A 21351-nucleotide genomic window follows, 5' to 3' on the forward strand; every position below is an offset into this window, starting at 1 on the left:
CTATGCGGGTACGAAGGACACAAAGCGTGAGCCCTGTACCTGCAACCTGCCCGTCATACCCAACGCCAGCGCCTGATACTGGGCCTCGCTCAGGTAGCAGGTGATGTTTTCTCCTGCGGGCAATAGCCTAAACGTCGCCTGATAGCGCACCGGAAGATCGGGATTCATCGGTTGCGCGCGCGTGGGGCGAGCCAGCGCTATGGCGCGCAGCGCGACGAGCTCGGCCTCTACCGTGCGCAGTGGCGCGGCATCGTCCGCTGCGCGCTGGCGTCGTTGCCGCAGGAACTGCCGCCACCCGAGAAACAGGATCAGGCTGACAACCAAAGACCACCAGTGGGATATTTCCCACGACATCAGGGCTTTTTCCCAGGAAGGAAAGGGAAAGCGGTGACATTATCACCCAGCTCGGAAATACGGGCCGCCCCTTTCTCCGTCACGGCATCAATGCGGATCACCGCTTGCAGCGGAATAAAGCTGCGATTCACGCCGGAAAACTCGGTTTTCAGCTTCTCGGTAGAAGGGTCCACCAGCAGGGTGGAGGGGCTGTCAAAAACGAAATCCGCAATCTCGATAAAACCAAACAGACTGCTTTGCACCAGCTCCCGCACGTAAAGCTGATAATTTTTGCCGTTATTCATAAATTGAATCCGGTAGAGCGCTGACTCATTGCTCATGCAAAAACCGTCCCCCTTCAGTGGTATCGCGAAGATATATATACAAAAAAACGATCATTATTGCCGCCAACATAGCATGAAGCGCGTCACTTCGCACTTGTCACACGGCGTGTTGTTCATCCCGCGTGCAATCTCCTACACTCAATGATGAAAAACCCAATAAGGTGATGAGGATACGCTATGCTCTGGTCGTTTATTGCCGTTCTGTTTTCAGGCTGGCTCTACGTCGATGCCAGCTACCGGGGGCCTGGCTGGCAACGCTGGCTGTTCAAGCCCATTACCATCGCGCTGCTGCTCGCACTGGCCTGGCAAACGCCGCTGATGAGCGTCACCGGTTACTTTATCGTGCTCGGCCTGTTGGCAACGTTAGCCGCAGATATCCTGCTGTTGCTGCCCATACAGCGCATGCTGTTCGCCATCGGTGCCTATTCCGCCTGCCACCTGCTCTACACCATCGGGTTTCTGGTGGCACAAACCTCACTCACGTTTTTCTGGCCGTTGCCGCTGTTGCTGCTGGTGATTATCGCGCTACTGCTCGCCATCCTGTGGTCACGGCTCGACACCCTGCGCTGGCCGGTCGTGGCATTTGTCGCAATGAATGCGGTCATGGTGTGGGTTGCCGGGGAACAGTACTTTGCGCTCGGCAGCAGTAATAACCTCTCCTGGTTTGCGGGCAGCCTGCTGTTATTTATCGCCCACGGCGTCTGGCTGATTCACCATTACCGTTTTCCGTTTCGCGCCCATCAGGCGATTGTGGCTGCCGGCTATTTCGCGGGCCATTTTCTGATCGTGCGGGCGCTCTATTTTTAATCAGCGCGGAGCGTCAAAAGCGCTGTGCAGCCACTGGCAGCAGTGATAAAGTCGTGGATGAGAACCACTATCATCAAACAGGAGAGCATGATGCATTCTCATCACCAGACTCACCATGGACATAGTCACCACGACCATGGTGCCAACGCGTGCTGCCAGCGCCATACGCAACACAGCAGCCACGCCGATCGCAGCTGCTGCGCGGTTAAACACAGCGCCACAACCCTCTCTGCATGCGGCACTTCACCCAACGCGGAACACAGCGCGTCTGACGGCGGAGAGAGCGGCGATTCCGGCGACCCCGACGGCAGCGACAGTGATGCCCCACCCGCTTCTGGCGTGCGCTTCAGCTGGATTATTCGTGGGATGGATTGTCCCAGTTGCGCCAAAAAAATCGAAAACGCCATCACCCCACTTCCCGGCGTTATTCAGGCAAGCGTTCGCTTCGCCACCGAAAAACTGATTGTTGATGCGCAATCCGATATTCGCACACAGATTCAACGCGCCGTAGAGCATGCTGGGTTTACCTGGCAAGATACGTCTCCTGGCATAACAGCCCCAATATCATCCGCCCCTGCCGACCCCCCTTTACGCCGTATCCTGCGTGAACACGGTTTTCTCATCCTGTTTGCTGTGCTAACCGCCGTCAGCGGGGTACTTTCGCTGTTTTCGCCACGCGCTTCAGAAATTGCCTTTATCGCCACCACGCTGCTGGGGCTGATACCGCTGCTCTCACAGGCGATTAAACTGATTCGCAGCGGCACGCCCTTTGCCATCGAAACGCTGATGAGCGTCGCCGCGCTGGGCGCCTTGTTGATTGGTGCCACCAGCGAAGCCACCATGGTCATTTTGCTGTTTATGTTGGGCGAGCGCCTGGAAGCCTACGCCGCACAGCGCGCCCGCCGCGGCGTCAGCGCGTTGATGGCGTTGATGCCAGAAACCGCAACGGTAATCCGTGCAGGCCAGCGTACTCAGGTCAGCATTGCGGCACTGCGCCCCGGCGATGTGATCGAAGTGGCTCCGGGCAGCCGATTACCCGCTGATGGCGAACTGCTGGTTCCCCATGCCAGCTTCGATGAAAGCGCGCTGACCGGGGAATCCCTTCCGGTAGAGCGCGAGCAGGGCGACAAGGTGTCGGCAGGCAGCCTGAGTGTCGATCGCCTGATACAGCTGCGCGTAATGTCCGAACCGGGCAACAGCGCCATCGACCGTATTTTGCATTTGATTGAAGAGGCCGAGAGCCATCGTGCGCCGATAGAGCGTTTTCTCGATCGCTTTAGCCGCTATTACACCCCGGCCATCATGCTGCTCGCGGCAGCGACCATTGTGGTGCCGCCACTGTTGTTCGGCGCGCCGTGGCAAGAGTGGATTTATCGTGGCCTGACGCTGTTGCTGATCGGCTGCCCCTGTGCGCTGGTGATCTCTACCCCGGCGGCCATCACCTCCGGCCTTGCCGCCGCTGCCCGGCGCGGTGCGCTGATCAAAGGCGGCGCGGCGCTGGAAATTCTGGGCACCATCAATACTATCGCCTTCGACAAAACCGGCACCCTGACACAGGGAAAACCTCAGGTGACGGATGCGATACCCGCGCAGGGCGTAAGCACGGCAGCGCTGCTGGCACGCGCTGCGGCGATCGAAGCGGGTTCACACCATCCGCTGGCGAAAGCGATTGTCCAGCACGCCCGCACGGTTGCGCCGATGCTGCCAGTGGCAACGGCACAGCGTGCACTGGCCGGCGTGGGGGTTGAAGGCGTCATCGCAGGCAAGACTATCAGCGTCAAAGCCCCCGCCAAAATCTCACCCGATGCACTCGATGCTGACTGGCGCGATCGCATTCATGCCCTGGAGAGCGAGGGAAAAACCGTGGTGGTGGTACAGGAAGAAGCGCACATCATTGGCTTGCTGGCGCTGCGTGACACCTTGCGCGCGGATACGCCGCAAGCGATTGAGGCACTGCGCACACTGGGAATTCGCTGCACCATGCTCACTGGTGATAACCCGCGTTCGGCGGCAGCCATCGCGGCGACGCTGGGCATTGACTATAAAGCAGGGCTGCTGCCCGCTGACAAAGTGGATGCCGTGCGCGAGATGAACCAGATCCACCCGACGGCGATGGTGGGCGATGGCATTAACGATGCACCGGCGATGAAATCGGCGGCTATCGGCATTGCCATGGGCGGTGGCAGCGACGTGGCGCTGGAAACTGCCGATGCGGCGCTCACGCATAATCGGCTAAGCGAACTGGCGGGCATGATTCGGCTCTCGCGCGCCACGCGCAACAATATCCGGCAAAACATCACGCTGGCGCTAGGGCTGAAAGCCATTTTTCTGGTGACCAGTCTGCTGGGGATCACCGGGTTGTGGCTCGCCGTGCTGGCTGACTCCGGTGCCACGGCGCTGGTGACCGCCAACGCGCTGCGGTTATTGCGACGAGAAAAAACACCAGACGCCGGATAACGTCAAAAGGCTACTTCTTGCGCAGGAGGTAGCGGTACGGCAGTGATGCCGTCTCCTGTGCCAGAAGCTCGTGTTCCATATAGACGCAAAAACCCGGTATATCGCGCGTGGTTGCCGGGTCATCTGCCAGAATGAGTAACGTCTGCCCGGTCTCCATCTGACGCACGGTTTTACGCACCATCATCACCGGTTCCGGGCAGCGCAGCCCCTGTGCATCGAGGGTTTTATCCGGGTTGGTGAAGGTGTCGGTCATCATTATTCTCGGCAGTGGCATAAGGGCATAGATAACGACCGCCCGGTGTGGCAGCCATCAAAACCGCCCTAGTTTACGCCGCAGATTTTCCTGCGCAACCTACGATATCGATTGCGCATAAATTCGCCATTGCAATCCCTGCCTAACAGCGTATCATGCCGCGCGCTGCTCCCGTGTCAGTCGCATTGATCCCTGTATCGGTCGCATTGAATAAGCAGCGTGAATTACGTGCCATAATGTCATTGTTAACGGCACAACTTGGGTTCCCTCACCCCAATCACTAAAAAGGTCACATTGCCATGTTTCATTTTACCGCCCAGCAGCGGCTACGTGCGCTTGTCTGGCTGTCGTTGTTTCACATCCTGATCATTACATCCAGTAATTATCTGGTGCAGTTGCCGATCTCCATCTTCGGGTTCCATACCACCTGGGGCGCATTCACCTTCCCGTTTATCTTTCTGGCTACCGATCTGACCGTGCGTATCTTTGGCGCACCGCTGGCGCGTCGCATTATTTTGACGGTGATGGTGCCCGCGCTGGTGATTTCCTATGTGGGATCCGCGCTGTTTTATCAGGGAGAATGGCAGGGGTTCAGTGCGCTCTCCAGCGTCAATGTCGTGGTTGCGCGTATCGCGTGCGCCAGCTTTATGGCCTACGTGCTAGGGCAAATTCTGGATGTGCATGTGTTTAACCGCCTGCGCCAGCGCAAGGCCTGGTGGGTCGCACCCACGGTCTCCACGCTGTTTGGTAATTTAAGCGATACGCTGGCCTTCTTCTTCATTGCCTTCTATCGCAGCACCGATGCTTTTATGGCGGCCAACTGGGTGGAGATCGCCTTGGTCGATTACACCTTCAAATTGCTGATTAGCCTGTTGTTCTTCCTGCCAATGTACGGTGTGATGCTCAATATGCTGCTCAAGCGTTTGAGTGAATCCCACAGTCATCCCGCATTGCGCGAGCCGCCCTCGGCTGAACAATGGCGCTGATGCCTGACAACCCATCCCCCGCGTGTGGATGGGTTGTCTCAGGAACCGTCCTAAATAGGTTTTGTGACAACAAAACGCTTGAGTTTCCCCAGTGAATAGGGTGCGATATAGCGGTTTACCCGTGCATGCCTGATAAAAGAGAAGGACGCTTATGCCGAAGCTAGTGAAATATCTTGGAATTACGTTGCTTGCCGCACTATTAGCCGCCTGCGACGGTAAGAAAGACGACAATGCGGGCCACGCCGGACACGATGCTCCGGCCGCGCAAACCGCCAGTCAAACCATCTCGCTGCTGTCTGGCAACATCACGTTCACGCTGCCTGCGGATATGCATGATCAAAGTGGAAAAGTGGGTTCGCAAGCCAACAACATGCATGTCTACGCCAACGATAACGGCCAGCGTGCGGTGATTGTCATTCTCGGCGACAGCAGCAACGAAACCCTGCCGGTTTTGACACAGCGCCTTGAAGATCAGCAACGCGCCCGCGATGCCAACTTGCAGGTTGTGACCAACAAATCCATTGAGATTAACGGCCATGCGCTGCAACAGCTCGATAGCATCTCCAACAGTGGCAGCGGCAAGCAGGTTTACTCTTCCGTGCTGCTGGGGAATGTGGCGAACCAACTGTTGACGCTGCAAATCACGCTGCCTGCCGATAACCAGCAAGCGGCGCAAACCGAAGCCGAAAGCATCATTCGCACGCTGACGTTGAAGTAATTATTCTGAGGCCGCTGACGCGGCCTCTCTCCTTATTATGTTCAGCTCGCCTTAACCACGTTTTTGCCCGCAATACGCCCAAACACGATGCAATCCGTCATGGCTACGCTGCCCAGACGCACCGCGCCATGCACCCCGCCAGCGGCCTCCCCGGCGGCATACAACCCGGCGATCGGCTTCAAATCAAAACCAATCACCTGCGCGTCTTTATTGATCGCCAAGCCACCCATGGTGTGGTGAACCCGCGGCCAGAGGCGCGCCACATAGTAAGGCGGCGTGATATTGGGCGCGGCATCTTTGAAAATCATACAACCCAGGTCAGGATCGTTTTCCAGGTGCTGATCCACATAGCCGTTCCAGCGCTTCACCTGTTCAACAAAAGCCGCCACTGGCATACCGTAAGCCTGTGCCACCTCTTCCAGCGTATTATAGGTTTTGAGCGAGCCATTTTTCAGCGCGCCGTTCATCTGCCCTTCATCGACCATTTTCAGCGTGTTGGTTTTGTCCGCGATAATCACCGCCGGATGCCCCAGTTGAATAATGGCATCAGCGCGCTCTTTACGGTTGCCAGTTTCTTTAAAGAAGCGCTTGCCGTTGGCAGGATCGACCATCAGTCCATACCCCACCACCCGTTCAACAAACTGCGGAATATAGCCGAAACCCTGCTCATCCGGGCTGGTCCAGGGACCGAGTTGGATCCAATCCATCTGCGTCGCCAGAGCACCAATCATGCTGGCCGCCATCAGCGCTTCTCCTGTCGCGCCCGGTTGGTTGGTGGAGGTGAACGCATCCGTCAGGCGCGGATCGTACATTTGCCGTAACGCGACCCCTTGCGAGAAGCCGCCGGATGCCAGCACCACCCCTTTGGTTGCACGGATAAACGCCACAGAGCCGGAAGCATCATCGGGGAACTTATAACCACGCCGCACTTCTGCTCCGAGCATGCGGCCTTCGCTATCAATAATCAACCGTTCCAGCTTGGTACGCTGCTCGATCACCACACCCAGTTCTTTAGCTTTCTGGTACTGTTTCACCACCAGCCCGGAACCGGAACGCTGCTTCAGTTGGTGAGCGCGTTTCACTGAATGCCCACCGTGATAATTGACCCGGTCAAACTCAGCCCCGAGGCTTTTTGCCCACTCCAGCGCCTCCACTGAGTGATCGGCGACGGTGCGCGCCAATTCGGGATAGTTCAGCCAGTTACCCGCTTTCATCATGTCCTGATACATCAGCTCCGGGGAATCCTTGATGCCCAGCGTCTGCTGCATGCTGGAGCCTGCCGCTGACAGATCGCCGCCGTTGAGTATCGAGTTTCCGCCAAACAGCGGCATTTTCTCGATAATCAGCACATTCGCCTTAGCGTTACGCGCTTCAATGGCGGCGGCTAATCCGGCGAAGCCAGTGCCAATAATCAGCACATCCACCGTGGTATCCCAGTTCTGCGGCACCGGCGCGGGGGGCGCTACCGCCGCCGCAGGGCGAGACAGCGCCATGCCGCCCAATGCGCCCATCATGATACCGGTAGATTTAAGGAAATGACGGCGCCCCTGGGGATTTGGGTCTTGCTTGGTGTTTTTACTCATAAGATTATCTCCATGTTCAGAAACATCGAATCGAGCTGAGAAAAAATCCAGTGCAATCAAAAAATAACGAAAATTGGCGTGGTGCAGCGCGCGGACAAAACGCAATGCGCGCTCGCACCTTGAATCGGCGACGATGGCCTATTTCACCATGAAAAGTAAGGGATTAAACGTGAGGCTTCGCCCAATGTAGGGAATCGGTGTCATAAAGAAAAAAGCAATTCATCCGATAACGCCTAAAACTCAACTTCAAGGAAGAAAAATGATAAAAATCTATTCTGTTCTTATGGTTACGCTCTGTCTTTGTCTAACGGGATGCCGATCTTTTGGGGAATTAGGTGCACGCGCGCAAGACCCCGTTGTCTACAGCAATCCGACTGACGCCAGTGAACACATAGCGAGAATTCGGTTTGTCGGTAATGTCACCGGCACCTCCATCCTGCAAAAAAGTAACCCAGGGCTGAAAAATCACTACCTTGTGCCACATACCATGTTGGGTTTCTATAACGAGACGCGGGATATAGGCATACCAAAGTTGACTTATCGTCCACAGGACTATAAAGGCTACTACTTCGAAATAAAGATCAGATCTGAACCGACCATCGTTAATATTTCCACTGATGCCGGTCCCCACGGTTACTGCGTGACATCCTTTCTTATCACTCCAGAAGCAGGGAAAGATTACGATCTGAATTACGACCAGAAAGAAAACAGTAAAATATGCGTTTTGCACTTTAACGAAATTGTCCGCGACCCTACGACAAGCGTGACCGTGTTAAAACCCGCACCTTATCAGGTCAAAAAGAAATATGGTCAGGGCTTCGATGACTAGTGTGCGCAAAGCCACCTATCTCCTTTCTATGGTGTTGTCAGTATCGGGGTGTGTTCTGGACAGCGTACGGTCGCATTCAACCGCGTTAGAAGATGTTGATAACGACAATCTGCACACCTTGTTTATCAACGGGAAAACCACCAAGCGCGACGTGTTAACAAAGCTCGGTCCCCCCATCAACAATCAGGGCGATATCGCGACGCCGCTATGGTTGTACCATTACCGGCACGAAAAAAAACCGCTCTTTCTGCCGAAAGTGGGCCCACTCGCGGGCCAGGACAAAACGCTATCACTGCGATTCGATGAGAAGGGCGTATTGGTAGATGCGGTTTTGATTGATAAAGCCGCTAACTAGCCATCTCGGCGTCACACCGGTTCATGGTTGAATCGGTGTGACGGTTGGAGCATACCGGCGCGGTGGATAAACACTTATTGCCGCGACGAGAGGGTGTCTTCCTGCGCCAACGTAATGCCACGGCGACTCAGACGCAGCGTCATCAGCAAACCGACGCTCACCAATACCGCCGCCGCCAGATAAATCGCCCCTACGCCGGTGTAACCCATCATTACCCCTGCCAGCGGACCGACCAATCCGAGGGACAAATCGAGAAACAGCGTGTAGGTTGCCAGTGCACTGCCCTGATTTTGCGGCGCGACCACTTTGACCGCCAGTACGCCCAGCGAGGGGAACACCAGCGAGAAACCAGCACCGGCCAGAAAAGCACCCAGTTCCGCCATCAGCGGCAGCGCGGCGCTCCAGATTAACAGCAGCCCGGTAATCTCCACCGTAAAACAGACGATAGCCACGCGCAGCCCGCCAAAACGGTTAATGCTGTTAGGGAATAACAGACGCACGCCAACAAAGGCGCAACTGAAAATGGTCAGGGTAAGCGCAGCCCCTTCCCAGTGGCGATCGGCATAGAACAGGGTGATAAACGTGGCGATCACGCCAAACCCGACGGATGCCAACGCCAGCACAATGCCGTAAACCCACACTTTGCCCAGCACTTCGCGAAACGGCAGTTTCTTGCCCGGCGTCACTTTCGCCGCCTCACGCGGCAGCGCAAGCAGCACGAACAATACGGCAATGGCGATGACGGTATACGACACCAGTTTTAACCCACCGATGTGATTGATCCATACCCCGAGCGGTGCGCCGATCGCCATCGCGCCATACGTCGCCACGCCATTCCAGGAGATCACCCGCCCGATATGCCGTGACCCCACCACGCCCACGCCCCACAGCGTCGCGCCGGTGCCAGCAAAACTTTGCCCCGCGCCCAGAATCAGGCGGCCGATGCACAGCAGCGTCAACGCCACGATGGGTGAACTGTCGTTCCAGGCCGCCAGCGCATAAAACACCCCGCTGACCACGGCACCGCATAGCCCCAGCACCACCACTTTCTTCGGCCCTTTCTCATCCGCGATACGCCCGGATTGCGGTCGGCTCAACAGCGTGGTGAAGTACTGCAAACTGATCACCAACCCCGCCCAAAAGGCGCTAAACCCCAGATGTTCATGCACATAGCCCGGCAATACCGCAAGCGGCAGCCCAATGGTCAGGTAATTGGCAAAGTTGAACATCACCACGGAAAAAATACGCAAATTAAGGCGCAGCGCGCTTGGCGCAGACTCTGAAGCAGGCATGAAAGGTTTTACTCGATTAACGGCGTGGCAGCATCAGCGCAATAGCGCCAACCAAACAGACCTCAAGCGGTCTTTAACGAGTATAAACAAGCGTCAACACGCTTTCATCGTAAATGTGCGCCATATCATCACTTGCGTGATTATTTAGTTCAAAATTTTATACATACCGAATTAAGGCGCAGGTCGTCCTGATTTTTTTCTCTGCACGTTTTTATCCTCCGGCTTGAACATCATGCATATCAAAGACACAAAGAACGCCTTCCTCTGCCGATTGTTGGTTATAATCAATCCATCGCTGTACGACGTTTGCGGTTAGCATTTTGATATAACCCGTTGATGATAAGCACTATCAGCACGTCGGTTTTTTCATTGAACAGGAGGAAATGGATGCCCGCACCGGTCGATCCGCATCGTTCAACATCCACCGCCTCATCAGCACAGCAGGCGGCTTCTTCATGGCTTTCACGCGGTAAGCGTATTGCACAACGCGTTCAGGCTATCCCCAGTATCGCGCACCTGATTCGCGCCGGGGAGCGCTTCAACGATCGGATGGGAAACCAGTTTGGCGCCGCCATCACCTACTTTTCCTTTCTGTCGCTGATCCCGATTTTGATGGTCTCCTTCGCTACCGTCGGTTTTGTGCTCGCCTCTAACCCCGATATGCTGACGCAGTTGATCGACCGCATCGTCAACAGCATCAGCGACCCCAACCTGGCGCTGACGTTAAAAAATACGGTAAAGACCGCCGTTGAACAGCGCACCACCGTCGGTATTACCGGGCTGCTGATCGCGCTCTATTCCGGTATCAGTTGGATGGGCAATTTGCGTGAAGCGATCCGCGCCCAATCCCGTGATGTATGGGAACGTAACCCGCACGAAGAGGAAAAAATCTATTTTCAGTACGTGCGGGATTTCCTCTCCCTGATAGGGCTACTGATCGCGTTAACCATCACGCTGTTTCTCACTTCGGCGGCGGGCACGGCACAAAGCGCCATCGTTTCTGCGCTGGGACTGGAGGGCATCGAATGGCTGCGGCCCCTGCTACGCGTGATAACACTCACCATCTCCATTTCCGCTAACTATTTGGTATTTCTTTGGATTTTCATGATATTACCGCGCCATAAGCCCAAGCATAAAGCGCTGCTGCGCGGCACGCTGCTTGCCGCCGTGGGGTTTGAAGCCATCAAATTCGCCATGACGGTCGCGTTGCCAAAACTCGCCAGCACCCCGTCCGGTGCCGCTTTCGGCTCGGTGATTGGCCTGATGGCCTTCTTCTACTTCTTTGCTCGCCTCACGCTGTTTTGTGCGGCATGGATTGCAACGGCGAACTATAAAGGCGATAAATCAGCAGATGACACACCACGATAACCATTAACGGGAGATCCCATGCCATTTGTTAACATCAAAATCACGCGCGATGGCGCAACCACAGAGCAAAAGCGCCAGTTGATTGCGGGCGTCACCCAACTACTGGTCGACGTCATGGGTAAAAATCCAGCCACCACCACCGTTATCATTGATGAAGTGGATACCGACAACTGGGGACTGGGCGGCGAAAGCGTCACCGAATTACGCAAGCCGAAGTCCTGATATTTCGCGCGTTGAGCACCAGAAGGATCGGGAGTGGTCAATTTTCCCGATCCAGGTCATGAAAAAATAAAACATCGTTTTAAGACTATTGACTCAATGCGCGCGAACGTTGAGACTGAAGCCCATTGCTCTGTTTTTTTCATGACCTTTTTCTTCACTTTTTCGAACGGGCCAGCTTCTGATGACCACTAAAAACATTGCCGTGATTGGCGAATGCATGATTGAACTGTCGCAAAAGGGCGCGGATCTCAACCGCGGCTTCGGTGGCGACACCCTGAACACCGCCGTGTATGTCGCTCGCCAGGTGAATACCGACGCTCTGGGCGTCCACTACGTGACCGCACTGGGCACGGACAGCTTCAGCACGGAAATGATGACGGCCTGGGAAAAAGAAAAGGTTGGTACATCGTTGATTCAGCGTCTGGACAACAAGCTGCCAGGCCTGTACTTCATTGAAACCGACGATACCGGTGAGCGCACCTTCTACTACTGGCGTAATGACGCCGCCGCGCGTTTCTGGCTGGATGGCAAAGATGCCGATGCCATCTGCACGCGTTTGGCTACTTTTGACTATCTCTACCTGAGCGGTATCAGCGTGGCGATTCTTAACCCCGCCAGCCGCCAGCGTTTGCTGACGTTGCTACGCGCCTGCCGTGCCAACGGTGGCAAGGTTATTTTCGACAACAACTACCGTCCGCGCCTGTGGCAAAGCAAAGAAGAGACACAGCAAGCCTACAGTGACATCCTCGCTTGCACCGATATCGCCTTCCTGACGCTGGATGACGAAGATATGCTGTGGGGCGAACAGCCGGTAGATGCCGTGCTGGCACGCACGCACGGTTTCGGTGTGTCTGAAGTGGTGATTAAACGCGGCGCAGATTCCTGCCTGATTTCTGAAAACGGCCAGCCGTTAGTGGATGTTCCGGCGGTGAAATTGCCGAAAGAGCGCGTAGTGGATACCACTGCGGCAGGTGACTCCTTCAGCGCAGGCTATCTGTCAGTGCGCCTGTGCGGCGGCTCGACGGAAGCGGCGGCCAAGCGCGGCCACCTGACTGCCAGCACGGTGATTCAATACCGTGGTGCCATTATCCCGCAAGACGCCATGCCTGCCTGATAACACCGCTAAAAACAGCGAAAAAGGGAAGCCAGACGGCTTCCCTTTTTATTGGGCGACGCAACCACCAGAGCACATTACTGTGCCGGCTTTGTCTGCGTTGCATCCTCCGATGGCGCGGCTGAGGCAGCCTCCACCGCGACCGGCGGCGTCATGATTTTGCTGTACGCCTCATACAATGCCTTGGTGTTCACTTCCGCTTCACCTTTTTGCTGTTTAAGCATCAGCGTAGTGTCCTGAGAAAGCTGCTGATGCAGTTCCTGATTCAGCAAAGGTAGCGTCAATTCAGAGAGATAAGCCTGGCGCAGCTTCTGATACTGTTCCGGTGCAATATCCACCACGCCGTTGCGCTGTGAGCGCAAGCGCTGCTGCATCAACACATCGGTACTGGTACGCGCATAGGTTGCAAACAGTTTGCTGAGCTCGTCACTCTTGCGCGCGATCAGCGCATCAAACGCTTGCTGCGTAAGCCCCTTGTCACGCAAGGTCACCAGCTCTTTCGCCAGGAAGGTCAACGCGGCCTCGGCGTTCTCGCTGTTGGGGCTGTCCAGATGGATGCCACACTGCGCACGGGTGTAGTACACATCGCAGTTAACGCGCACGCTGGTTTCTTTAAGCCCGCTCTTTTCCAATGCCTGCTGCACATGCCAGAACAGCGCTTCGCGCGCCACATCGCTGTGCCAGTAGCGGATGAGCGCCTGCGATTCGCGGATGGGATGCCACGGCATATCCCACACCAGCGAGAGCGTATCGCGCTTCGCTTTATCGAGCATAAAACCAATCGGTTCCGCAGGCAGCGGTGAGAGCGTCGGCATTGGGGCCGGTGCGGCGCGTTTCCCTTCCAGCGAGACAAAGGCTTTACTGATAAGCTCGTTGATCTGACGGCTTTCTACATGCCCCACCACGTACAGCGTCATCGCATCCGGGGTATACCAGGCTTTGTAAAACTGCGACATCATTTCAGCCGTTGGGCGTGCTTTAACGTTCTGTGCCGGATCGTGCGCCAGCAGAGACGATCCTTTCAAGCGATAACGCCAGGTAGGATCCTGCGGATCGGCGGGAACACTCACCACCTGATCGGCGATGCGTAACGCGTTAGCGATACTGCCGTCATCAATCTTGATGCCCCCTGCCGTTTCTGCCAGCCAATTCAACGCATCTTTGAGCAATTCAGGCCGATTATTGGGCAAGCTGAGATTGTAGGAGGTGTAATCATAAGAGACAAACACGGGCGGCAGCGGCTTCGCGCCGTTAGCCTCCGGTATCAGCAATGAAGGAAGCTGTGCGACAGGTAAGTTATCGCCCGGCGTCAGTGCCAAACGAGAAATAAGGTGCGCAAAGCCCGACTGCTGAGCGCTCTCAGCCAGCGAACCGGCGTTAACCACTAAACGTAATTCAATCCGATCCCCGGGACGCTGCGGCGTGGTCAGTAACTGCCACGTAAAACCATTATCCAGCTTTCCCTGCTGCCAGGCAGGATCGGGTTGTAGTGTTTCAGCTTGCACGCTGCCACCAGCCAACGCCAGCAACACTCCACCAACTAAGAACCCTGTTTTGGTGCCCTGCATGTGAACCCCTACTTAACTGACTATCCAACACAGTAAAAGATGATTGTTACAATAAGGCCTGTGCACTCTCTCACCGCCCAATACGCATACCCCTATCAGGATGTGCCAGCGGAAATATTACGGGGAAATCAGAGCGATCAGTTTACCCTTACGTTAGACCGCACACTTTTGCCTATGTCACTCAATACGATGAAATAATTTTGGAAATAGAGACGAAATGATGACCAATAAGCGGTTTTTGATCGTTATGCCCCCGATACAGACCGTGCACAACGCGATTGCCTGGCCGCAACCTTATGAAAAATTCCCCGTGATGGCAAGCCGCAATCACGGGGAATGATGAGAAGCGTGAACGGGGATACCCCGTTATCACTGCGCCAACGGGGCGTTGGCGCAGGGTAAAACAGATTTATGACAGTACGGTCGGTACGGACGTATCGTCTTTTTTATGCCCGGAGAGTTCTCTTTCCAGCTGCTTTTCATCCAGCTCACCCACCCACTTGGCAACCACGATAGTCGCTACGCCGTTACCGACCAGGTTGGTCAAGGCACGCGCTTCTGACATAAAGCGGTCAATGCCCAGAATCAGCGCCAGACCGGCCAGCGGCAGATGCCCAACGGCAGAGATGGTCGCTGCCAGCACGATAAACCCGCTGCCCGTAACGCCTGCGGCACCTTTCGAGGAGAGCAGCAGCACCACCAGCAACGTAATCTGATGCCAGATATCCATATGACTGTTGGTGGCCTGAGCAATAAACACCGCCGCCATGGTCAGGTAGATAGAGGTGCCATCCAGATTGAAGGAGTAACCGGTAGGAATCACCAGGCCCACCACCGATTTTTTACAACCGACTTTTTCCATCTTGTTCAGCATGCGCGGCAGCACCGATTCTGACGAGGAGGTCCCCAACACAATCAGCAGCTCTTCGCGGATATAGCGGATAAATTTGAAAATGCTGAATCCGGTAGCGCGGGCGATGCTGCCCAACACCAGGAAAACAAACAGCAGACATGTGATATAGAAGCAGATGATCAACTGGCCCAGTTGCACCAGCGAACCGACACCGTATTTACCAATGGTGAACGCCATCGCGCCGAACGCGCCGATCGGTGCCAGACGCATGATCATGTTGATCACGCCGAAAATGGTGTGTGAGAAGCTGTCAATCACGTTGAAAATGACACGCCCTTTTTCACCCAGACGGTGCAATGCGAAGCCAAACATCACCGCAAACAGCAACACCTGCAAAATGTTACCACTGGCGAACGCACCCACCACGCTCGCGGGAATCACATCCATCAGGAACGCCACCACGCCCTGCTGCTGCGCCTGCTGGGTGTAGACCGCTACCGCAGAGGCATCCAGTGTGGACGCATCGACGTTCATGCCCGCACCCGGCTGCATGATATTCACCACCAGCAGGCCGATAATCAGTGCCACGGTGCTGACAACTTCAAAGTAGAGCAGAGCGACAGCGCCGGTACGGCCCACCGATTTCATGCTTTCCATACCGGCAATACCGGTCACCACGGTACAGAAGATGACGGGGGCAATCACCATCTTGATCAGTTTAACAAATCCATCGCCCAGCGGTTTCATTTGCGCACCCAATTCCGGGTAGAAATGACCTAGTAGTATCCCTATCGTTATCGCTGTAAGAACTTGAAAATAAAGACTTTTAAAAATCGACGCTTTCATATACTTATCCTATGGTAGGGAAACACATAGGGTCGCAAACGACGCCTCTGTGACTGCGGCGAAAAGTAACATTGCGGTAACAGAGTGGAAATGTTTTATAACTTTAGTTTGTGAACGTCAGGTTAAAAATAAGAGCTGAATCACATCAGCGAGAATGCAAAAAACAAACATACAAGTAATTTTCTTGCAACATATAACGATAACAAAACCAGTCCATTTGATGTTAAAAATAGAAAAACCAATAAAATACAATTGAAATAATAAAATACCTTTATTTTGTAAGGGTAATTTTTAGTGTTATCAGACGGTAACGGGAATGGGCGATATTGTTTCAGCAGTTTATGGCGGACTAGGTCACATCCTTGTCGTTGGGCTGCGCGGCTTTATCCGTTATCTGCTGTGCTAAACGCTGCTGATTGAGGTTATAGCTGCGCACCAGCGCGCCCAGCTCATCATCGTGATGATGCTTTAGTGGCGTCAGGCGATGTTGCAACAGCTGTTCCGTCGGCACTTCCTGCAACTCGGTAATCACCGCCCGCAGCGGGTGAATCATCAAACGGTTGATGCACCAGGTCACCGCGACAGAGAGGATCAACGCCAGCAAGAAGTAAGTCGCCAACAGCATGGAAAAGGTGCTGACGATAAACTGAAACATACGGTGGGAATCCGCTTGCAGCACCAGCGTCGCCAGCGGCGCCGATGTCGGTGCCTGCGGTAGCGCATAAAGCGGCACCGCGATACGAATGGGTAATTTGAATACGCGCGCAAGCCACGCAGGCACCGGGCGTTCGCTCGGGAAGCGTGCGTGCAACGTTTGCAGGTAGCCGGGCAACATCACGTCGGCGCGGCTCAGAAATGCCACGGGCAGCAGGTTATCGAGGATCGCTTCAACGCGAACCACATCACCGCGCAGCACCGCCTCCGCCAACGGTTCACGCACGGAAAAAGCGATGCTCTCCAGTTGCCTGGCATAATCTTCACGCCGCTGCTGCACGAAGTGAAAAAGTTGTATCACAATAAACAGACTGAGCGTCACCACCGCCACGGCGGAAACCGCTGTCATCTGTTTGATTGTCAAAGAGCGTCTCAGCCGCAAACCTGTTCTCCGTCGATGGCGCTTGTTCAGTTGTGTTGCACGGTTCACCGGGCACGATCGCGCTAGTATAGGCCAGCTTAAGCGCGTCTCAATGCCCTTTTATGAACCCAATGGGATTTCATCTTAATCCGAACTGTGTCGCACCAGCGTCGAGGAGGGGAAGCGCGCAAGAAGAGTGGAAGGCAGACCCACTGTGGGTCTGCCTGATTGACCTGATGTTACTGCGGATAAGGCACCCAATCGCCGCCGTTGAGACGGATATAGACCTTGTCCTGATAGGGCATCACGATGGCATTTTCGTTTTCAGAAATGGCCTCGGTTTGTGGAAGCTCCTGCGTCAATGCCGCCCAGTCGATGGTCGGTGCCACAAAGTTTTTACCGTCCACCAGACGAGACACCAGCGTTGAGATCGCCAGGTAACTACTGGGCGTTTTGATCTCAATGGGTGCGCCCTGATGCGGAGCAGCAGCGCCAAACAGTTTCATGCCGACCGGAATATGGGTAATGCTGGGGCTTGGGATATCACGCAATCCGGACATCTGCATCTTATCCCCTTCCAGTGCGGCACCGTGCTCCGGCACCACCACCACCAGCACCTTGCGCCCCGATTTTTCCAGCACGTCGAAAAACGCATTCAACTGATCGAACAACGTCTTGGCGCGCGGCGCAAAATCCGCCGAGGTGTTAGTGCCCACCAGACGGTTGCCATCATGCAAGGGGATCACGTTGAAGAAGGTGGCACTGCGCGCTGCGCCTTGCTGAGTGGTGCCCGAGAGCCAGCGGTTGAGCAGTTCCAGATCGTTATAAATCGGTTCGCCGTCGAACGAGGTGATCTGATGGCTAATACCTTGTTGCGATAACAGTTGCGACTGCATGTCGCCCTCTTCCCGCACCTCTTTAAGGTAGTTGCCGAACACGCCGGAGTGATCCAGCATCAGCTGTGATTTAAAGCCGAGGTTAGCCAGATTATCAAACAGGTAGCACTCGCGGTTGGCCGGTTGATACAGCCCCTGATGCGACGTTTGCCCACAACTGGCACGCAGCAGACGAATTGATGCCGGGCCGCTATAAGCGGTTGCTGAGTTAAACTGGGAGAACATCACATCAAAACGTTGCCACAGCGGGTGGGTATCGAGATGGATGGCTTGCAAATCCGACCAGGAGAGCGAACAGATATTGATAATCAGCACGTCAAAGGGCTGTGCATCCGCAGGCAGTGCAGCCGGAAACGCGCTGACGCGCGATTTTTCCCGCGTATAGAACTGGTTGATGTAGGCCGTCAGGTTCTCATTGGTAGGCGGCAAGGTCGCCGCCGCCGGTGCATTCCCCGCGCTGGGGGACGCAGAGGTTCCGGAAGCCACCGAGGATGATGGCAGCAGTGCAATCGCGGGCCCACCCAGCGTTAGAATATTCAGCCAGGCTACCGCCGCAACGGTGAACACCGTAATGCGGATCCACTGCGACAGAAAAAGGTACGCCACCAGCAGCACAAAACCCGCCCCAACCATCTGCCAGTTAATAAAGCGGCTCACCAGCTCAAGTAGATAGGCAGCGCTAAAGCCCGCAACCTGACTGCCCTGACTGAGAATGCTGTTGACCCCTGGCAGCCAGGTATCGTGGTAAAACAGGGCAATCCCAAGAGGGATGGCAATAATATTGCGCGCCCGGTGCAACCCCTCAGCACGTAATGGAAACAGCAGAAACGCCAGAAATACCAGGTTTAAAAACGGGTGAAAATTCAGGTAACCAAACCACAGCAGGGCGAATTTCAACAGAAAGTAGAAATTCCACCCACCCAGTCCGCGCCAATAGCGCCAGAGCTGTTGTTTCGGCGACACATGTTGTTTCGGCGACATCGTGTTTTTTGCATCCATGTTATTTATCCGCCTGTGACTCAGCGTCGTCACGCATCCACACCCCGTCAGATTTCAGGTAGCGTGGGCGTAACAGCCGGTTTTTCCAGTACTGATAACGCGGTGAAAGGTAACGCTGCACCAGATAGCCCAGTGGGAAAAAAACCAGCGCACTCAATGCAATAATCTGGAGGATATCGCTGAGCATCATGGTGTTTTTCCCTCCGAAGATGCCTCAAACAGCGCCAACCCGATGGGCTCGCGACGAATCGGCACTGACGCCGGGCGCTCCTCACGCGGCAGCACCACGGACTGCACGGTGCTGGAGATCACGCTCTCTTCACGGGTTTGCGACAAGGATTTTACTTCGATAAGCATCTGCACATCCTGCGACCACACCAGCCGATTGCTGAAAATCTCGTTGACCGGCAGGCGAAAAATGGATTTCAGCGCCGTCTCCAGTTCATTGGGACGACAGGTCGAGAGGTAAATAAACAGACGTTGCTGTGCCACCGTCACCACATCGCCAAAACGGCGCAGTTGGCACAGCGGCAGCGCCTGTTCTGCGGTTAATCCCGGCACCGGGCGCAGCGCCACCAGAATGCCCTTTCCCCCTTCCGGCATCAGGGAGTGTTCGATCAACATGCGCACGGCGTTGCTGAACGCCACCTGTGGCAGGTAGCCCTTGAATTGCAAAGGCCGCATCGTGGTCAGTAACGTCTCGACATCGGCAGGCACGTGACGTCCAAAGCGTTGCCCCTGTACGCTCTCCAACCGCGCCAGAAAGCGGGATAACGGTTCGGAATGAGCCACAACAATATTGGCACCGCAGGCGAGCAGCAGCCGTTCATCGCTGGATCGCAAGCAAGGCCGCATCTCGCGAATCATGATTTTCAAGGCGTTGCCACGCTGACGGCGCAAGCTGTGCACCCAACGCGCCAGCATGTCCACATCCTGCGTTTGTTGCAGCGCGAAAATCAGCGTCGCGGAGTGCGTGAGCTGGGCTTGCTGCGCCAGTTCGGCGTTACTGTCCAGCAGTTGCCAGTGGTCGGATAATGCAGGCGCGCCTTCCAGCACGCTGCGCTCCGCATAAAACAGGTTTTCATCGTTCAGGAGCGGCGTGATGGACGCAGGATCGTCGTCCTCATCGCGCAACAGTTGCCATCCCTGGGTTTGCGGCGTCATCAACACCGCCAGATTGGCGTTAATGCCACCACCTTCACTCCACCAGGCGATCAGATATTGGGCGCGATCCTGCTGCCATTGCAGGTGCGCCAGGCCATACAGGGTACGGTGCTGCGTGGTCAATATTCCGCGCAATCGCCCTACGCCGCTGCCGTGGGCCACCACCACCAACGCACACTGCCGCTGCGCCAACCAGGCCGCCGTATGGGTAATCCAACGCTGAAGCTGTTCGGTAGAAAAATCCTTCCACTGCGTCGCGGGCAGCAGCAAAACAAACAGGCGCTGACGCGGCGCGATGGCTCGGGTGACGTCATTGGTCAAGGCCATCAATGCCGCTTTGCTCTCCGCCAAACGGTAGCGTGAGAACTGGGCCAGCGCAGTGGGTAATAAGGGAGTAAAAGGAGCGTCATCTGCGGCGCCGCTGCGAATAAGGGTCACGCGCGCCTGTTCTGATTGCGCACCAATGCATTGCCGACAAAGTAATTCGGCATCCACAGATCTGTCACAATTAATCCAGTACAGTCCAGGAACCTGCATGGTGGTTAATTCATCCTGGAGTTCCCGAAGCCCTAATAAAAAGCGTGGCACCATGGGTGTTGTCTTTATCGTTAAAGAGATGGAATAACACGTTGCACGCAGGCCGAACCACGTAGAACAGCACTACGCACAGTCCCTTGTTGAACCGTTCTTTGCAAGTACCGAGTATAGTTACGCTATTCACAAATAACAAAAATTGCGCCGCCATAATAGGAAAACATTTTTTCACGATTACTCGCGAAATTTTTACCAATTCTGAAAAAGTGTTCTATTACTTAATAGGTAATATTCCGACTAATGACAAGGGTATAGCGCTGAGTTCTCACTCTGGAATACCAGAGACGAGAGGGCGCGGGAATGTATTTGTCAGCTAACTATTAATAGCCTAAATAATTCGCGTTGCAGGAAGGCGGCAAGTGAGGGAGTCCCGATGAGCTTACTTAGGTAAGTGATTCGGGTGAGCGAACGCACTGCAACGTGAAGTATGACGGGTATGTTATTTGAATAAGCATCCTTGAGAGGCATAGGGAACCGTGGAAAATAACGCTACTCACCAAAATGCTATTACTCTCGCCGACCATCATGACGATTTGAATGTGTTGCGCCGCGCTTTTTCCTTGCCACCCATTGCTTATATCGATATTTCGCATCAGGCGCGTCTGACACAGATGATGGCTCGTTGGCCATTGCTGGCTGAATTGGCACATTTCCCCGCCACTGAATCACAGCACACTGAACCACAAGGATAACAG

The 21351-nt window shown here is 55.0% G+C and carries 20 protein-coding genes and 1 pseudogene; 10 read left to right on the forward strand and 11 right to left on the reverse strand.

Annotated features, from left to right (window positions below):
- Positions 1–354, reverse strand: a complete 354-nt coding sequence (locus J5067_RS17615) for a DUF2500 domain-containing protein (RefSeq protein ID WP_264628985.1) — start codon at positions 352–354, stop codon at positions 1–3.
- The gene (locus J5067_RS17620; RefSeq protein WP_264645173.1) at positions 354–674 is read right to left on the reverse strand and encodes a DUF1820 family protein; all 321 of its coding nucleotides are present in this window, start codon (positions 672–674) and stop codon (positions 354–356) included. Before J5067_RS17620 ends, J5067_RS17615 begins: the two co-directional genes overlap by 1 nt.
- A 180-nt stretch (positions 675–854) precedes the next feature.
- Between J5067_RS17620 and J5067_RS17625 the strand changes: the two genes are divergently transcribed.
- On the forward strand, positions 855–1484 hold the full coding sequence (locus J5067_RS17625; protein ID WP_264645174.1) for a lysoplasmalogenase: 630 nt from the start codon (positions 855–857) through the stop codon (positions 1482–1484).
- A 90-nt stretch (positions 1485–1574) separates the two neighbouring features.
- Positions 1575–3941 carry a zinc/cadmium/mercury/lead-transporting ATPase gene (locus J5067_RS17630; RefSeq protein WP_264651726.1) on the forward strand — a complete coding sequence of 789 codons (2367 nt, stop codon included), beginning with the start codon at positions 1575–1577 and terminating at the stop codon, positions 3939–3941.
- A 10-nt stretch (positions 3942–3951) separates the two neighbouring features.
- Here the strand turns inward: J5067_RS17630 and tusA are convergent, their stop codons facing one another.
- A complete protein-coding gene (gene tusA, locus J5067_RS17635; protein WP_264626834.1) occupies positions 3952–4194 on the reverse strand; it encodes a sulfurtransferase TusA in 243 nt (80 codons plus the stop codon).
- A gap of 299 nt (positions 4195–4493) precedes the next feature.
- On the opposite strand from tusA, the gene J5067_RS17640 reads away from it, so the two are divergent.
- Together J5067_RS17640 and J5067_RS17645 are read left to right on the forward strand one after the other, a co-directional pair.
- Positions 4494–5180: a 7-cyano-7-deazaguanine/7-aminomethyl-7-deazaguanine transporter gene (locus tag J5067_RS17640; protein WP_264651655.1), complete on the forward strand. Its 687-nt coding sequence runs from the start codon at positions 4494–4496 to the stop codon at positions 5178–5180.
- Positions 5181–5331: 151 nt separating this feature from the next.
- The gene (locus J5067_RS17645; protein ID WP_264645176.1) at positions 5332–5898 is read left to right on the forward strand and encodes a DcrB family lipoprotein; all 567 of its coding nucleotides are present in this window, start codon (positions 5332–5334) and stop codon (positions 5896–5898) included.
- A 41-nt stretch (positions 5899–5939) separates the two neighbouring features.
- Here J5067_RS17645 and J5067_RS17650 read toward each other — a convergent pair whose 3' ends face one another.
- A complete protein-coding gene (locus J5067_RS17650; RefSeq protein ID WP_264651656.1) occupies positions 5940–7481 on the reverse strand; it encodes a flavocytochrome c in 1542 nt (513 codons plus the stop codon).
- Positions 7482–7740: 259 nt separating this feature from the next.
- On the opposite strand from J5067_RS17650, the gene J5067_RS17655 reads away from it, so the two are divergent.
- Together J5067_RS17655 and J5067_RS17660 are read left to right on the forward strand one after the other, a co-directional pair.
- Positions 7741–8310: a hypothetical protein gene (locus J5067_RS17655; RefSeq protein ID WP_264651657.1), complete on the forward strand. Its 570-nt coding sequence runs from the start codon at positions 7741–7743 to the stop codon at positions 8308–8310.
- Entirely contained in the window at positions 8303–8665 is a 363-nt protein-coding gene (locus J5067_RS17660; protein ID WP_264628803.1) for a hypothetical protein, read from the forward strand. The genes J5067_RS17655 and J5067_RS17660 overlap by 8 nt, the downstream gene beginning before the upstream one ends.
- A 74-nt stretch (positions 8666–8739) precedes the next feature.
- On the opposite strand, the gene J5067_RS17665 is transcribed toward J5067_RS17660, so the two are convergent.
- A complete protein-coding gene (locus tag J5067_RS17665; protein ID WP_264645180.1) occupies positions 8740–9957 on the reverse strand; it encodes an MFS transporter in 1218 nt (405 codons plus the stop codon).
- A gap of 387 nt (positions 9958–10344) precedes the next feature.
- Here J5067_RS17665 and yhjD point away from each other — a divergent pair, with 387 nt between their 5' ends.
- The 3 genes from yhjD (at position 10345) to J5067_RS17680 (ending at position 12661) form a co-directional block, all read left to right on the forward strand.
- Complete coding sequence (yhjD, locus tag J5067_RS17670; protein WP_264645181.1) at positions 10345–11325, forward strand: inner membrane protein YhjD; 981 nt, start codon at positions 10345–10347, stop codon at positions 11323–11325.
- 18 nt (positions 11326–11343) lie between these two features.
- On the forward strand, positions 11344–11547 hold the full coding sequence (locus tag J5067_RS17675) for a 4-oxalocrotonate tautomerase family protein (RefSeq protein ID WP_264626822.1): 204 nt from the start codon (positions 11344–11346) through the stop codon (positions 11545–11547).
- Positions 11548–11728: 181 nt separating this feature from the next.
- Positions 11729–12661 carry a sugar kinase gene (locus J5067_RS17680; RefSeq protein WP_264645182.1) on the forward strand — a complete coding sequence of 311 codons (933 nt, stop codon included), beginning with the start codon at positions 11729–11731 and terminating at the stop codon, positions 12659–12661.
- A 77-nt stretch (positions 12662–12738) separates the two neighbouring features.
- Here the strand turns inward: J5067_RS17680 and J5067_RS17685 are convergent, their stop codons facing one another.
- From J5067_RS17685 to bcsE, 6 genes and pseudogenes are all read right to left on the reverse strand, one after another.
- Positions 12739–14229, reverse strand: coding sequence for a pitrilysin family protein (locus J5067_RS17685; RefSeq protein ID WP_264651658.1), 1491 nt, complete (start codon positions 14227–14229; stop codon positions 12739–12741).
- Between the two features lie 409 nt (positions 14230–14638).
- Complete coding sequence (locus J5067_RS17690; protein WP_264645184.1) at positions 14639–15928, reverse strand: dicarboxylate/amino acid:cation symporter; 1290 nt, start codon at positions 15926–15928, stop codon at positions 14639–14641.
- Between the two features lie 397 nt (positions 15929–16325).
- Positions 16326–17024 (reverse strand): annotated as a pseudogene (locus tag J5067_RS17695) (adenylate/guanylate cyclase domain-containing protein); the annotation flags it as partial.
- Positions 17025–17242: 218 nt separating this feature from the next.
- Positions 17243–18880 carry a cellulose biosynthesis protein BcsG gene (gene bcsG, locus J5067_RS17700; protein ID WP_369076106.1) on the reverse strand — a complete coding sequence of 546 codons (1638 nt, stop codon included), beginning with the start codon at positions 18878–18880 and terminating at the stop codon, positions 17243–17245.
- 19 nt (positions 18881–18899) lie between these two features.
- Positions 18900–19088, reverse strand: coding sequence for a cellulose biosynthesis protein BcsF (gene bcsF / locus J5067_RS17705; RefSeq protein ID WP_264645187.1), 189 nt, complete (start codon positions 19086–19088; stop codon positions 18900–18902).
- Positions 19085–20653: a cellulose biosynthesis protein BcsE gene (gene bcsE, locus J5067_RS17710; RefSeq protein ID WP_264651660.1), complete on the reverse strand. Its 1569-nt coding sequence runs from the start codon at positions 20651–20653 to the stop codon at positions 19085–19087. The genes bcsF and bcsE overlap by 4 nt, the downstream gene beginning before the upstream one ends.
- Before the next feature lie 479 nt (positions 20654–21132).
- Here bcsE and bcsR point away from each other — a divergent pair, with 479 nt between their 5' ends.
- Positions 21133–21348 (forward strand): cellulose biosynthesis protein BcsR, encoded by a 216-nt coding sequence (gene bcsR, locus J5067_RS17715; RefSeq protein ID WP_264645189.1) that lies wholly within the window; start codon positions 21133–21135, stop codon positions 21346–21348.
- The last annotated feature ends 3 nt before the right edge of the window (positions 21349–21351 follow it).

Origin of the sequence: Candidatus Symbiopectobacterium sp. NZEC151 (assembly GCF_025962655.1) — a bacterium.
Lineage (GTDB): Bacteria > Pseudomonadota > Gammaproteobacteria > Enterobacterales > Enterobacteriaceae > Symbiopectobacterium.